Origin of the sequence: Streptomyces sp. NPDC001513 (assembly GCF_042894695.1) — a bacterium.
In the GTDB taxonomy this organism is placed as follows: domain Bacteria; phylum Actinomycetota; class Actinomycetes; order Streptomycetales; family Streptomycetaceae; genus Streptomyces.
In genome coordinates, this window is sequence record NZ_JBIAVU010000004.1 from 1 (window position 1) to 13,210 (window position 13,210).

At 70.3% G+C, this 13,210-nt stretch carries 13 protein-coding genes; 4 read left to right on the forward strand and 9 right to left on the reverse strand.

Features of this window, described 5'->3' with window-relative positions; translation table 11 throughout:
- From ACFYZ4_RS09230 to ACFYZ4_RS09245, 4 genes are all read left to right on the forward strand, one after another.
- Positions 1 to 1,697: vitamin B12 dependent-methionine synthase activation domain-containing protein (locus ACFYZ4_RS09230; protein WP_390783445.1), on the forward strand; the 1,697-nt coding region annotated here is incomplete at its 5' end.
- A 28-nt stretch (positions 1,698 to 1,725) separates the two neighbouring features.
- The gene (gene metF / locus ACFYZ4_RS09235; RefSeq protein WP_351300097.1) at positions 1,726 to 2,658 is read left to right on the forward strand and encodes a methylenetetrahydrofolate reductase [NAD(P)H]; all 933 of its coding nucleotides are present in this window, start codon (positions 1,726 to 1,728) and stop codon (positions 2,656 to 2,658) included.
- 25 nt (positions 2,659 to 2,683) lie between these two features.
- Positions 2,684 to 4,075, forward strand: a complete 1,392-nt coding sequence (ahcY, locus tag ACFYZ4_RS09240; RefSeq protein WP_390783446.1) for an adenosylhomocysteinase — start codon at positions 2,684 to 2,686, stop codon at positions 4,073 to 4,075.
- Positions 4,076 to 4,229: 154 nt separating this feature from the next.
- Positions 4,230 to 4,847, forward strand: coding sequence for an anthrone oxygenase family protein (locus ACFYZ4_RS09245; RefSeq protein WP_351300091.1), 618 nt, complete (start codon positions 4,230 to 4,232; stop codon positions 4,845 to 4,847).
- 184 nt (positions 4,848 to 5,031) lie between these two features.
- Here ACFYZ4_RS09245 and ACFYZ4_RS09250 read toward each other — a convergent pair whose 3' ends face one another.
- From ACFYZ4_RS09250 to ACFYZ4_RS09290, 9 genes are all read right to left on the reverse strand, one after another.
- A complete protein-coding gene (locus ACFYZ4_RS09250; protein ID WP_351300088.1) occupies positions 5,032 to 5,529 on the reverse strand; it encodes a DUF1772 domain-containing protein in 498 nt (165 codons plus the stop codon).
- A 143-nt stretch (positions 5,530 to 5,672) separates the two neighbouring features.
- Complete coding sequence (locus ACFYZ4_RS09255) at positions 5,673 to 6,200, reverse strand: nuclear transport factor 2 family protein (RefSeq protein ID WP_351300085.1); 528 nt, start codon at positions 6,198 to 6,200, stop codon at positions 5,673 to 5,675.
- Positions 6,201 to 6,455: 255 nt separating this feature from the next.
- Entirely contained in the window at positions 6,456 to 6,710 is a 255-nt protein-coding gene (locus tag ACFYZ4_RS09260) for a hypothetical protein (protein WP_351300082.1), read from the reverse strand.
- A gap of 192 nt (positions 6,711 to 6,902) precedes the next feature.
- A complete protein-coding gene (locus tag ACFYZ4_RS09265; RefSeq protein WP_390783447.1) occupies positions 6,903 to 7,574 on the reverse strand; it encodes a CE1759 family FMN reductase in 672 nt (223 codons plus the stop codon).
- Entirely contained in the window at positions 7,571 to 8,671 is a 1,101-nt protein-coding gene (locus ACFYZ4_RS09270) for an LLM class flavin-dependent oxidoreductase (RefSeq protein ID WP_351300076.1), read from the reverse strand. Before ACFYZ4_RS09270 ends, ACFYZ4_RS09265 begins: the two co-directional genes overlap by 4 nt.
- A gap of 102 nt (positions 8,672 to 8,773) precedes the next feature.
- A complete protein-coding gene (locus ACFYZ4_RS09275; RefSeq protein ID WP_390783448.1) occupies positions 8,774 to 9,208 on the reverse strand; it encodes a hypothetical protein in 435 nt (144 codons plus the stop codon).
- Between the two features lie 190 nt (positions 9,209 to 9,398).
- Entirely contained in the window at positions 9,399 to 11,006 is a 1,608-nt protein-coding gene (locus tag ACFYZ4_RS09280; RefSeq protein ID WP_390783449.1) for a phospholipase, read from the reverse strand.
- A 206-nt stretch (positions 11,007 to 11,212) separates the two neighbouring features.
- Positions 11,213 to 11,719: an NUDIX hydrolase gene (locus ACFYZ4_RS09285; RefSeq protein ID WP_390783450.1), complete on the reverse strand. Its 507-nt coding sequence runs from the start codon at positions 11,717 to 11,719 to the stop codon at positions 11,213 to 11,215.
- A gap of 47 nt (positions 11,720 to 11,766) precedes the next feature.
- A complete protein-coding gene (locus tag ACFYZ4_RS09290; protein ID WP_390783451.1) occupies positions 11,767 to 13,140 on the reverse strand; it encodes a TerD family protein in 1,374 nt (457 codons plus the stop codon).
- Positions 13,141 to 13,210: the final 70 nt, after the last annotated feature.

Sequence of the window (13,210 nt, forward strand, 5' to 3'; positions counted from 1 at the left end):
TCGCCCGGTTCGACGAGGAGCAGGTGACCACCGCCCTCGATCTGATCTACGACCGTCGTGAGGGCGACTACGACCCGCTGCAGAAGCTGATGGCGCTGTTCGAGGGCGTCAACACCAAGTCGCTGAAGGCCGGCCGGGCCGAGGAACTCCTCGCCCTCCCGTTGGACGAGCGGTTGCAGCGGCGGATCATCGACGGGGAGAAGAACGGTCTGGAGAGCGACCTCGCCGAGGCCCTCACAACCCGGCCGGCGCTGGAGATCGTCAACGACACCCTGCTGGAGGGCATGAAGGTCGTCGGTGAGCTGTTCGGCTCCGGGCAGATGCAGCTCCCGTTCGTCCTGCAGTCGGCGGAGGTCATGAAGACGGCGGTCGCCTACCTGGAGCCGCACATGGAGAAGACCGACGACGAGGGCAAGGGCACCATCGTCCTGGCGACCGTCCGCGGGGATGTCCACGACATCGGCAAGAACCTCGTCGACATCATCCTCACCAACAACGGCTACAACGTCGTCAACATCGGCATCAAGCAGCCGGTCTCCGCGATCCTGGAAGCCGCCCAGGAACACAAGGCCGACGTCATCGGCATGTCCGGTCTCCTCGTGAAGTCCACCGTGATCATGAAGGAGAACCTGGAGGAGCTCAACCAGCGCAAGCTGGCCGCCGACTACCCCGTCATCCTCGGCGGCGCCGCCCTCACCCGCGCCTACGTCGAACAAGACCTCCACGAAATCTACGAAGGCGAAGTCCGCTACGCCCGCGACGCCTTCGAAGGCCTGCGCCTCATGGACGCGCTGATGGGGGTGAAACGCGGTGTTCCCGGTGTCGTATTGCCGCCGTTGAAGCAGCGCCGTGTCGCCAGGCGCGATACGCCGCTGGCGGTGGCGGTGGCCGAGCCGGGAGGCCGCTCCGATGTCGCCGTCGACCATCCGGTCCCCGCTCCGCCGTTCTGGGGCACCCGCGTCGTCAAGGGCATTCCGCTGAAGGAGTACGCGTCCTGGCTGGATGAGACGGCCCTGTTCAAGGGCCAGTGGGGGCTGAAGGACACCGAGACGATCGAGACGGACGGCCGGCCGAGGCTGCGTGGCTGGCTGGATCGGCTGCACACCGACGGACTGCTCGAAGCGGCCGTCGTGCACGGCTACTTCCGGTGTGTCTCCAAGGACGAGGATTTGATCATCCTCGACGAGAACGGGTCCGAGCGGACCCGTTTCACCTTCCCCCGCCAGGGCCGCGGCCGCCGGCTGTGCCTGGCCGACTTCTTCCGCTCCGAGGACTCCGGGGACACCGACGTGGTGGGCCTGCAGGTCGTCACCGTCGGCTCCAGGATCGGCGAGGAGACGGCCCGGCTCTTCGCCGCGGACGCCTACCGCGAGTACATGGAGCTGCACGGCCTCTCCGTGCAGCTCGCCGAGGCCATGGCCGAGTACTGGCACGCGCGGGTCCGTGGCGAGCTGGGCATCGCCGGATCGGATCCGGGCTCCATGGACGGGATGTTCCGCACCGAGTACCAGGGCTGCCGCTACTCGTTGGGGTATCCCGCCTGCCCCGACCTGGAGGACCGGGCGAAGATCGCCGACCTTCTGCAGCCGGAGCGGATCGGTGTGCTGCTGTCGGAGGAGTTCCAGCTCCACCCGGAGCAGTCCACGGACGCGATCGTGATCCATCACCCCGAGGCGACGTACTTCAACGCACGTTGAATCCCGACGAGTTGGAAAGGAGTCCGACATGCCGGCTGCTCTGGCCGCCACCACCGACCGTCCCCGCACCTGTGCCCCCTCCGCCCCCGGTGTCCGCGAGCTGCTGTCCCAGGGCCGGCGGACTTTCTCGTTCGAGTTCTTCCCGCCGAAGACCGATGCCGGGGAGCGCACCCTGTGGGCGGCGATCCGCCGGATCGAGCCGTTCGCGCCGTCCTTCGTCTCGGTCACCTACGGGGCCGGCGGTTCCTCCCGTGACCGCACCGTGGAGGTCACCAAGCGCATCGCGGCGCAGACCACCCTGCGGCCGGTGGCGCATCTGACCGCGGTGGGGCACTCGGTCGCCGAGCTGCGGCACATCATCGGCCAGTACGCCGACGCGGGCATCCGCGATGTGCTCGCCCTGCGCGGTGACCCGCCCGGTGACCCGAAGGGGCAGTGGACCCCGCATCCGGCCGGCCTGACCCATGCCCACGAACTGGTGACTCTCATCCGGCAGTTGGGTGATTTCACGGTGGGTGTCGCGGCCTTCCCGGAGCGGCATCCGCGTTCGCCCGGCTGGAGTGAGGACATCCGGCATTTCGCCGCCAAGTGCCGGGCGGGCGCCGACTACGCCATCACGCAGATGTTCTTCCATGCCGAGGACTACCTGCGGCTGCGCGACCGGCTCTGTGCCGTCGGCTGTCTGACACCGGTCATTCCGGAGATCATGCCGGCGACCGATTTTCGCCAGATCCGGCGGTTCGCGGAGCTGAGTGACGCCCGCTTCCCGGCGGCGCTCGCCCGGCGGCTGGAGGCCGTGAAGGACGATCCGGCGGCCGGCCACCGGATCGGGGTGGAGTACGCGACGGCGATGGCCGAGCGTCTGCTCGCCGAGGGTGCGCCGGGCCTGCACTACATCACTCTCAACAAGTCCACCGCGACTCTAGAGATCCATCAGAACCTGAACCTCAGCCAGAACTAGCCACCACCATCACGGAGTAGACCCCATGGACTTCAAGGTCGCAGATCTCTCGCTCGCGGAATTCGGCCGCAAGGAGATCACCCTCGCCGAGCACGAGATGCCCGGTCTGATGTCGATCCGCAGGGAGTACGCCCCCTCGCAGCCCCTGGCCGGGGCGAGGATCACCGGCTCCCTGCACATGACCGTGCAGACGGCCGTCCTGATCGAGACGCTGGTGGCGCTCGGGGCGCAGGTGCGCTGGGTGTCCTGCAACATCTACTCGACGCAGGACCACGCGGCCGCGGCCGTGGCCGCCGCCGGCATCCCGGTCTTCGCCTGGAAGGGCGAGACGCTTGAGGAGTACTGGTGGTGCACGGAGCAGGCGTTGACGTGGCCCGGCCACGCGGGCCCGAACATGATCCTCGACGACGGCGGTGACGCCACGCTCCTGGTCCACAAGGGTGTCGAGTACCAGAAGGCGGGCGCCGTTCCGGACCCGTCCACCGCGGACAACGAGGAAATGGCGCTGGTGCTGGGCCTGTTGGCGAAGACGTCCATCGACTGGACGGCGCTGGCATCCGAGATCCGCGGCGTGTCGGAGGAGACCACCACCGGGGTGCACCGCCTCTACGAGATGCACCAGGCCGGCGCCCTGCTGTTCCCGGCGATCAACGTGAACGACGCCGTGACGAAGTCGAAGTTCGACAACAAGTACGGCTGCCGCCACTCGCTGATCGACGGCATCAACCGTGCCACCGACGTCCTCATCGGCGGCAAGACGGCCGTGGTCTTCGGTTACGGCGACGTCGGCAAGGGCAGTGCGGAGTCGCTGCGCGGCCAGGGTGCGCGGGTCATCGTCACCGAGATCGACCCGATCTGCGCGCTGCAGGCGGCGATGGACGGCTACCAGGTCGCGACCCTGGACGATGTCGTCGAGACGGCCGACATCTTCATCACCACCACCGGCAACAAGGACATCATCATGGCCGCCGACATGGCCAAGATGAAGCACCAGGCCATCGTGGGCAACATCGGCCACTTCGACAACGAGATCGACATGGCCGGTCTCGCGAAGATCGACGGCATCGTCAAGGACGAGGTCAAGCCCCAGGTCCACACGTGGACATTCGCCGACGGCAAGGTCCTGATCGTGCTGTCCGAGGGCCGTCTGCTGAACCTGGGCAACGCGACCGGGCACCCGTCGTTCGTGATGTCGAACTCCTTCGCGGACCAGACCCTGGCCCAGATCGAGCTCTTCACCAAGCCCGAGGAGTACCCGACCGACGTGTACGTGCTCCCCAAGCACCTCGACGAGAAGGTCGCCCGCCTCCACCTCGACGCCCTCGGCGTGCGCCTGACCACGCTCCGCCCGGAGCAGGCCGCGTACATCGGCGTGAACGTCGATGGCCCGTACAAGCCGGACCACTACCGCTACTGACCGAACCGGCTACCGAACAGATCGAGCCACCGGCTCTTGAGGTTCGCTCGAGAGCCGGTGGAAAGCCCATGGCCGGGTGTCCCCGGGAATGTCACGATCGGACGTCCGTGCCGAGGGAGAGCAGTGCTCCCACCACCCCAGACGAGGATGTCCCATGAACCCCAATCCGGCCGGCAGCCCCCAGCATTACCCCGCCGGAGGCCCGAGCCCGTACGCGCCCCAGCCCGGCCCCTACACCCAGCCCCAGCCCCCCGTCCCGGCACCCGCCGAACGCGGCAAGGTGGCCACCGCCCTCCTGTTGGTCTCCACGATCCTGATGGGCCTGATGGCCGGCCTCTTCTTCGCCTTCGACGTCTCGGTGATGCCGGGTCTGGCGGCGGGCGACGAGCGCACCTACGTCACCGCGATGCAGAACTTCAACTCGGCGATCGACGGCAACGGCATCTTCGGCATGGCCTTCGTGCTGGCCCTGCTCCTCTCGGCGGCCTCGGCGATCGTCGAGTTCCGAAACGGCCGCCGCACCGTGGCGGTCTGGGTCGGCGCGGCTGCCGTCGTCTACCTCGTCGTCCTGATGATCACCTTCTCCGTGAACATTCCGCTGAACAACGAACTGGCCGACGCGGGTGACGCCTCGAAGCTTTCGGACTTCTCGATCGTGGAGAAGTTCAAAAGCACCTGGGTCTCCACCAACATCGTCCGCACCCTGCTGTGCACGGCGGCCCTGACGGCCCTGGCCCGTGCCCTGGTCCTGTACGGCCGCGCCACCCGCTGAACCGCGGCCTGAACCTCCCCCCACAGCACCACCACGAAGTCCCCCGGCCACCCGACCGGGGGACTTCGTGTGTCCCGTTCCCTGGCCGGCCGGGGGGACGGCCGGCCGGGGAACGGCTGCCAGGGGGGCAGCCTGTGGGCGGCCGGCTGTAAGCCGGCCGGTCTGGGGGTCAGCCGGCTGGGGGTCAGCCGGTCTGGCCGTGCAGGTACAGGGCCCAGGACAGGAAGCCCACGGAGGCCGTGCACAGCAGGGTCCGCCACACGTTGGCCCGGGCCCAGGGGCCCTCGAAGGCGCGGCGGACGGCGGCGGGGTCGGGGATGCGGGCGGGCGGGCCGGCCTTCTCCAGCATGTTGTTCAGCGGGATGTTCACCTTGTTGGTGACGCCCATCGAGACGATGTAGCAGACCAGGGCCGCGATCAGCGGGGGCAGCACGTCCCGTCCGTCGGACGGGACGTGCAGGGCCAGGGCCAGGGCGGTGAACAGGAACGCCCCGATGTAGCCGAGGACGAACCAGCCGTTCAGGATGGCCACGTTGATGCGCTGCATGACCTCGATGACCGTACGGTCGTCGGTGCGCTTGAGACCCGGCATCACGGAGACGGAGAAACCGTAGAAGAGGCCACTGACCAGCCCCGTGGTGAGCGTGGCGGCGATGAGCGAGGCCAGGCGTGCGGTCTCCATCGTGCGTCCCCCTGTTCGTCCGTCCGCGGAGTCTCTCGGTCATCGATTCTTCGGGAACGGGTCATCGAATCGTCAAGTCATGGGGATCATACGGGCGCGGTGGGCCCCGGCGGTGGGTGGTTCGAGCGGCCTTCGAGTGGATCTCAAGCGGCGGCGCCGTCCTGGGCTGCGGGCGGGGTCCAGTCGGCGGGCAGGCCGGACTGGGCCAGGACGGTGGCCAGGCTGTAGTGGTCCTGGTCGGAGGTGATCCGGCAGTGGTGCGCGTCGAGGTCGAGGACGGTGGTCATCGGCACGGCGAAGGGCTTGGGCGCGCCTTTGAGGTGGCCGGAGTAGAGGGCCCGGACGGTGACGCGGTGCCCGTCGAGGCGGGTGGTGCGGACGGTGACGTGGACGCCTGCGATGAGGGTGTCGGCGCGGGCCTTCCATCCGGCGATCTCCCCCGGTCCGCGGAAGGTGACGGCCACGGCTTCGTCGGTGTAGGTGCCGTCGGCGGTGAACAGGGCGCCCAGGGCGGCGGGGTCGGTGCCGTTCCAGGCCCGGGCCCAGGCGGTGACGATGCCCGGTGTGCGCCGGTTGGTGTCCTGTGCGGCGTGGGCGGTGGTGATGGCGGTGGCGCTCAGGGCTGCGGCGCAGGTCAGCACGGTGAGGGTGCGCAGCGGTCGGGATGCCATGGCGGGTACTCCTTGGGAGAGGGGCGGTGTCGCGCTGCCGGGTGCGGGTGCGAAATGCGGGCGGGCGACGTTCACGGCACACAGCCTCCCTGCGGGTGCTGTCCACTCTCCAGTGTTTGCGGGGGCGTTGACTGCCCAGCGCTGTCCACCCGTGTCCACGGGGTCTTCCGTCGGCCCGTCCGGGGCGGGGGTGGACGTGCCGCGGGGGCGGGCCGACGTGGCTGTCGGTCCGCCCCCGCGGGTGGGCTGCCTAGGTCAGGCGCCCAGGTGGGCGCCCTTCACCCACTCCTTCTCGCTGTCGGTGACACAGTTCGAGGCGTAGGTGGGGCCGGTGTAGCCGGGACGGCTCTGGGGCACCGCGGCGAGCGTGGAGCAGTTCGACGAGGAGGCCGCGTGACCGCCGGAGAAGTAGTCGATGTCGACCCCGTCGTTGGCCAGGGCGGCACCGGCCCCGCCCAGCAGGATGCCGGCGGCCAGGACGGAGGCGGTGACAGCAGAACGAATACGCATGACTCCCCTAAAGATGTGCGGAACGGCGCGCCTGTCGATGTGCGCGTCGGCCGGTCCAACCGTCAAGGGGTGCCGGCGGGAACGGTGGTTCACTCCAATGCCCGCGGCAGTATCGTTTCGACACTTCGCGCCCCCTCGCACTCCCTGTCGTGCGACCGTGCGCCGGGTGTGGTCCGGGCGGCCGGGGCGTGGCTATTCGGCGTTCAGCGCGGCCAGCCTCTGTGCGAACGGCACCACCGCGAGGCCGTCCGCCGGGTCCACCGAGGTGATCGCCCCGGCCGTGGCACGGACGGTGCCGTGGGCGGTGGCGTGGTCGGTGGCGTGGGCGGTGTCCTCGGCCTTGCCGTGGGCGGCGGTGGGTGTCGTGAAGCGGGCCAGTTCGGCGCCCGCCCGGGAGATCCGCTGTGCCAGCCCTTCCTGGCCCCAGTCCTGCGAGGCCGCGTAGACGGCGGTCGGCAGGACGAGTGCGCGCAGGTGGGTGAAGAGCGGGCGCAGGGCGTGTTCGGTGACCAGGGAGTGCCGGGGGGTGCCGCCGGTGGCGCCGAGGAGGACGGGTTTGCCGGTGAGGGCGTCCTGGTCGATGAGGTCGAAGAACGACTTGAACAGGCCGCTGTAGGAGGCCGCGAAGACCGGTGTGACGGCGATCAGGCCGTCCGCGGCCGCGACCGCGTCGAGTGCGGCGGCCAGGTGGGCGGGCGGGAACCCGGTGACGAGGTGCTGGGCGATCTGGGTGGCCAGGTCCCTCAGCTCGATCACCTCGGGCTCGGCGTCCGTGTGCCGCAGGGTCGCGGCCGTGAGCCGGTCGGCGAGCAGCCGCGTCGAGGAGGGCGAGCTCAGTCCGGCCGATACGACGACGAGTTTCATGCCTGCGCGTTCTCCTTCGGGGTGTTTCGGGCTGCTGCCACGCGGGCGGGGTGGGTCGGTGCGTCCGGTACGGCGGCGGGGCGCAGGTTCGCGAATTCCTTGCGCAGGACCGGTACGACTTCTTCGCCGAGGAGGTCGAGCTGTTCCAGGACGGTCTTCAGGGGCAGGCCCGCGTGGTCCATCAGGAAGAGCTGGCGCTGGTAGTCGCCGGCGTGGTCGCGGAAGGACAGGGTGCGTTCGATGACCTGCTGGGGGGAGCCGACGGTGAGCGGGGTCTGGGAGGTGAATTCCTCCAGGGAGGGGCCGTGGCCGTAGACGGGTGCGTTGTCGAAGTAGGGGCGGAACTCGCGTATCGCGTCCTGGGAGTTCTTGCGCATGAAGACCTGGCCGCCGAGCCCGACGATGGCCTGTTCGGGGGTGCCGTGTCCGTAGTGGGCGTAGCGCCGGCGGTAGAGGTCGATCATCTGCCGGGTGTGGGAGGGGGGCCAGAAGATGTTGTTGTGGAAGAAGCCGTCGCCGTAGTAGGCGGCCTGTTCGGCGATTTCCGGTGAGCGGATGGAGCCGTGCCATACGAAGGGCGCGACGCCGTCCAGGGGGCGGGGGGTGGAGGTGAAGGACTGCAGCGGGGTGCGGAACTTGCCCTTCCAGGTGACGGTGTCCTCGTCCCACAGGCGGCGCAGCAGGGCGTAGTTCTCGACGGCGAGGTCGATGCCGTCGCGGATGTCCTTGCCGAACCAGGGGTAGACCGGGCCGGTGTTGCCGCGGCCCATCATGACGTCGACGCGGCCGTCCGCGACGTGCTGGAGCATCGCGAAGTCCTCGGCGATCTTCACCGGGTCGTTCGTGGTGATCAGTGTCGTGGAGGTGGACAGGATGAGGTTCTCGGTGCGGGCGGCGATGTAGCCGAGCATCGTGGTGGGCGAGGAGGGGACGAACGGCGGGTTGTGGTGCTCGCCGGTGGCGAAGACGTCGAGGCCGACCTCCTCGGCCTTCTGCGCGATGGCGAGCATCGCCTTGATGCGTTCGTGCTCGCCGGGCACGCGTCCGGTCGTCGGATCGGCGGTGACGTCACCGACGGTGAAGATCCCGAACTGCATGACTCCCCTTCCCAGGATTGTTGACGATTCAACGATACTGGGAACGGGGAGCACGGCCGGGCTATTCCCGGCGGGACGCCGGCGTCACCTGGGGCGCCTTCGTCACTTGGCCTTGAGGTCGCCCCTGATCATGGAGACGGCGGCCGCGAGCCGGCTGAGGCCCTTCTGCACCTCGCGGACGCCCTCGCCGGCCCGGGGCTGGTCGTTCTGGCCGGCCCCGGCCACGCACTCGCCCCCTCCGTGCTCGAAGGCGGTCAGGGCCTCCTTCCAGAACCCCTGGGCGTTCTCGCTCGGGGGTGTGCCGAGCTTCTTGGCCTTCGCGACCTCGGCGAGCAGCTCCTGGCAGGCGGGCCCGTAGGTGTCCAGCGGGCGCCCGTAGACCTCGCCGACGCGGCCCGAGGTGTCGGAAAGCCCTTTGACCCGGTCGTCGCCTCCCGAGGACCACCAGTCCTCCAGCTTCTCGGCGGGGCTCGAACTGCACCCGGCGAGCAGCACCACGGCGGTGACGGCGGTGAGTAAGCGGACACGTGAACGCATGGAACCCCCCGGGTACGTACGGTCCCGCCGATGCTGCCAGGAACCACCGCCCCCGGCAGCCCCAACACCGAAACCCGCCCCACCGCACCCCCGAGGATCCGCCGGAGCCCTCCGCGCCCCGGCCGGCCGGACGCGGCGGGGCGGACGTGGCGGGGCGGGGTGGGGCGGGGCGGGGTGGGGTGGGTGGGGGTCAGCTCTGGCAGAGGCCTCGGGTGTAGTCGTGGGTCGCGGTGGCCTGGGAGTAGCGCCACTGCGGGTCCAGGAGGTCGCTCTTGAGCTGTGCGGCCGCGGCCGGGCTCTCGACGATGTATCCGAAGTCCTGCAGCCAGGACGGGTACAGGTTCTTGGAGCCGATGTAGAAGGCCGATCCGTCGACCGCGACGAGCTTGTGGTGCTGGGCGTACGGCTTGCCGTCCGCCCAGGTCGGCTGGTCGGAGGCGCGGAAGGTGGCCAGCTGGAGGTTCTCGCACAGCGCGGTGCGCGCGCGGGCGCCGTCACCGGTCAGGGCGGTCAGGCGGCCGCGCAGGGCGTCGCTCACCTCGGAGAGCGACTTGATCTGCGAGTAGCCGCCGCTGCCGATGGTGCCGCGGTTGGCCGGGTCGCTCACCACGATGCGGACCTTCACCCCGGAGACGAGCTTGGCGGCGAGGGCGTCGTAGAGGCGTACGTCGTAGCGGGGCAGGGGCGGGCAGGTGGCGTGGACGTCCTGCTGGGAGATCTCGATGTGCGAGGTCGCGCTGGAGACCAGGGCGCGCAGGGCGCTCTCCTCCGGGTTGACGGTGTCGTAGTCCCGGTCGGCGTTGGTCCGGTCCGCCACTGCGATGCCGCACCTGGTGTCGCCGGCCGTGGGCAAAAGGGGGCGGAAGGAGGAGGTGGGGTCGCTCTGGCGGATGCCGACGCCGAGGCCGCCGACGGCGAGCGCGGGTACGTCTCCCCCGTCCTGGGGGGAGGCGGGCCGGGGCAGGGAGGGCATGCAGTCCGCGCCGGGCGAGGCGGCGAACCAGACCGAGGTCCAGCTGCTCTTGTTGCGGCAGGTCCAGTCCCACAGGGTGTCCAGGTAGCGGCCCGCGGAGCCCGCGGCGGGCCCCGACAGCGCGAGGTCGACGTCGCTGACCGGGTGGGCGGTCTCCAGGTAGTCGTCCTTCCAGCTGTTGATGCCGCCGGTGATCACCGAAGTGCCGTCCACGACGACCAGCTTGGAGTGGTTCCAGGAGAACGCGGTCTTCGAGGTGGTCATCGAGGCCACGTTGAGGGTGATGCTGCCCGCGGCGGCCGGGCCCAGCTTCGCGATCAGCTCGTCCCGGTAGGACGAGGGGATCACCGTGGAGTGGTAGACGGGGGCCGCGCCCACCATGATGCGCACCTTGAGCCGGTTGCCCTTCTGGGCGGCCTCCTTCAGGCCCGCGACGATCGCCTCCTGGTAGCCGCCGTTGGGGAAGGGCGCCAGCGTGGATATGTCCACCGTCTGGTGGGCGCCGGCGATGTCCTGGCGCATCTTCTCCAGGAGACGGCGCGATCCGGGCCGCTGCGCGCACGTGGCGTCGCCCCAGCAGCCGGGGGTCTGCAGCAGCCAGTCGGCGCCGCCGGGAGTGGAGGAGCCGAGCCGGTTGCCGGCGGTGCGCTCCCACACCGAGCCCTCCAGACCGGGCGAGACCTGACGCAGGGTCTGCTCGACCGAGTCCAGGTGCGGGGTGGGCGCGTCCGCGGCGAACGCGGGGGCGGGGGCGGCCAGGAGGGAGAAGCCGAGTGCGAGGGCCGAGGTGGAGACGAGGGCCGCCGCAGCGACGGTGCGTGCCAATGTGGTTCCTTGACTGGGGGGTGGCTCCGGTTGGGAGCATGGCCGGCCACGCCCCCGACCTTGATCAACTCGCGTAAGTTACCAGTACGTAGCCCTCTGTTCACCCGCCCTGGGCGAGTTCCGGCCACCCGAAGCCCCCCTCCCCCCTCCCCCCCTCACCCCTCCCCCCTTCCCCCCCTTCCCCCCTTCCCCCCCACCCGGTGTTGTTACGAGGGGTGGTGCGGGGGGTCTTCGAGGGCGCGGGCGATGAGGTCGTGGATGAGGAACTCCCCCGGCCTGCGGTTCTCCTTGAGGCGGTCAAGGCTCCCGCGGGTGAACCAGGCGTGGGCGCAGTGTTCGGTCCGCTCCAGTGCCGGGTGGTCCAGGTCGCCGTCGACCTCGACGAGATAGTCCGCCTCGTGCCGCAGTCCCCCGCCGTCGTCCCCCGTCCAGGTCGTGGCACCAAGGAAGCGCCGTACGCGGGTCAGGCGCCAGCCGGTCTCCTCCCCGACCTCGCGTGCGAGGGCTTCCAGGACCGTTTCCCCGGCCTCGACGTGGCCGCCCACGACGTCCCAGCAGTCGGGGAAGAGCCGCCGGTCCGGGCTCCGCTTCTGGGCGAAGGCCTCGCCCCTGTGGTTGAGGATGACGGCGCCGACGGTCCAGACCTCGCCCGGTGCGGGATCGGGTACCTCGACGCCGTCGTCGACGGTGAACGGCCGGTGGTCGGTGGGCATGCCCGCCAGCGTAGGCCGGGCGCGCCCGGGCCGGGGGTGCTTCCCGCTCAGACGGTGCGCAGCTTCATGCGCCACGAGCCCTCGGCGTCGATGAAGCGGAGCAGGAGGGGCCCCGCGGGGAGCGGGGTGCTCACCCGGGCGCCGCGGCCGGCCTCGTTGACCAGGAGGCTCTCGGGGGCCTCGGCGATGCCCGTGTGACCGGCGACCTCGTACCCGTACATGCAGCAGAGACTGCCGCCGCTCTCGTCACGGAGCCTGACCTTGAGGTCGGCCACCGGCCCTGTGTAGAGCAGCGCTTCGGGACCGCGGCCGGTCAGCTCGCGCCCGAACTCGAGCCTGCGGGCGTCCGCGAGCGGTCTGAAGGTCAGTGTCCAGCGGTTCGACGCCTGGATGCGCAGGCGCAGCGGGCGGCCTCCCTCCGGTTCGACGGCCGCGCGGCCGCGGAAGTCCTTCAGCGTGGAGTTGAAGACGAGTTGGTCGTCCTTGTTGTGGCGGTTCAGGCGTTCCACGCAGAGGTAGTCCTCGCCTTCGTGGCTCATCTCGACCAGGACGGGACCGGGCGGGATGCGGTCCGCGGTGACGACCTGCCGCCCCCTGCCCTCGATGGCGTAAGGCTCGAAGAGCGGCCCGAACGTCCACGCGCCGGCGGAATGAGGGGGGTCCGGTACGAGGAAGGCCGATGCGAGGGCGGCGGCCGGTGCGAGGGGGGCCGGTGCGAGGGGGGCCGGGCCGCCGGCGGATACGGGCGGGGACGGCGGGAAGGGGGGCGGGTCACTGGTCTTGGACACCCCCGCGAGCAGAACGGGGCCCGGCGACGGCGAAACCGGAGCCGGAGCCGGAGGGAGCGTGGCCGGTACGGGTGTGGGTGTGGCCGGCGTGGGGGCGGGTGTGGGTGTGGGTGCGGCTGTTACCTCGATGCCGTAGTCCGAGGTGAGGCCCGCCAGTCCGCAGGCGTAGCCCTGGCCCACCGCGCGGAACTTCCAGCCGCCCGCGCGGCGGTAGAACTCGCCGAAGACGAACGCGGTCTCGGTCGTGGCGTCGGTGACCGTGTAGCGGACGACCGAGACGCCGTTGGGTGCGAACGCCTCCACGGTCGGCTGCGTCAGGGCCCCGACCGTGCCGGCGTCCGTCGAGCAGAGGACGAGGACGCGTTCGATCTCCGGCTCGATGTGCGGCAGATCGAGTTCGAGCCACTGGGCGCAGGCGTCGTGGGCGTCGCGTGCGTGCCGTACGGCGGCCGAGGGGTGCAGTGGCCGGCCCTGGAAGACCACGTCGGTGCCCCCGCGTGCCCGGCCGTCGGCGTCCAGGAGCAGGGCGGCGGCTTCGACCTGCGGTGCCGCGGGGTGCGGTTCATGGCGCACGGCGACGCGGAGGGCGACGGTGGGGACGTAGGAGTTGGCCCCCTTGGCTATGTGGCTCATGGCGGACATCATGCGGGATGTGTGTGAGGGAGGCGATCATTCCTCTTGGGGGTGCCCCCGGGCTCCTTCG

What these genes read in the sequence shown, in the direction of transcription:
- ACFYZ4_RS09245 (WP_351300091.1), top strand. Translation starts at nt 4,230, where the DNA reads ATGAACCCCAATCCGGCCGGCAGCCCCCAGCATTACCCCGCCGGAGGC.
- ACFYZ4_RS09290 (WP_390783451.1), bottom strand. Translation starts at nt 13,140, where the DNA reads ATGAGCCACATAGCCAAGGGGGCCAACTCCTACGTCCCCACCGTCGCC.
- ACFYZ4_RS09270 (WP_351300076.1), bottom strand. Translation starts at nt 8,671, where the DNA reads ATGCAGTTCGGGATCTTCACCGTCGGTGACGTCACCGCCGATCCGACG.
- ahcY (WP_390783446.1), top strand. Translation starts at nt 2,684, where the DNA reads ATGGACTTCAAGGTCGCAGATCTCTCGCTCGCGGAATTCGGCCGCAAG.
- ACFYZ4_RS09265 (WP_390783447.1), bottom strand. Translation starts at nt 7,574, where the DNA reads ATGAAACTCGTCGTCGTATCGGCCGGACTGAGCTCGCCCTCCTCGACG.
- ACFYZ4_RS09285 (WP_390783450.1), bottom strand. Translation starts at nt 11,719, where the DNA reads ATGCCCACCGACCACCGGCCGTTCACCGTCGACGACGGCGTCGAGGTA.
- ACFYZ4_RS09255 (WP_351300085.1), bottom strand. Translation starts at nt 6,200, where the DNA reads ATGGCATCCCGACCGCTGCGCACCCTCACCGTGCTGACCTGCGCCGCA.
- ACFYZ4_RS09250 (WP_351300088.1), bottom strand. Translation starts at nt 5,529, where the DNA reads ATGGAGACCGCACGCCTGGCCTCGCTCATCGCCGCCACGCTCACCACG.
- ACFYZ4_RS09275 (WP_390783448.1), bottom strand. Translation starts at nt 9,208, where the DNA reads ATGCGTTCACGTGTCCGCTTACTCACCGCCGTCACCGCCGTGGTGCTG.
- metF (WP_351300097.1), top strand. Translation starts at nt 1,726, where the DNA reads ATGCCGGCTGCTCTGGCCGCCACCACCGACCGTCCCCGCACCTGTGCC.
- ACFYZ4_RS09260 (WP_351300082.1), bottom strand. Translation starts at nt 6,710, where the DNA reads ATGCGTATTCGTTCTGCTGTCACCGCCTCCGTCCTGGCCGCCGGCATC.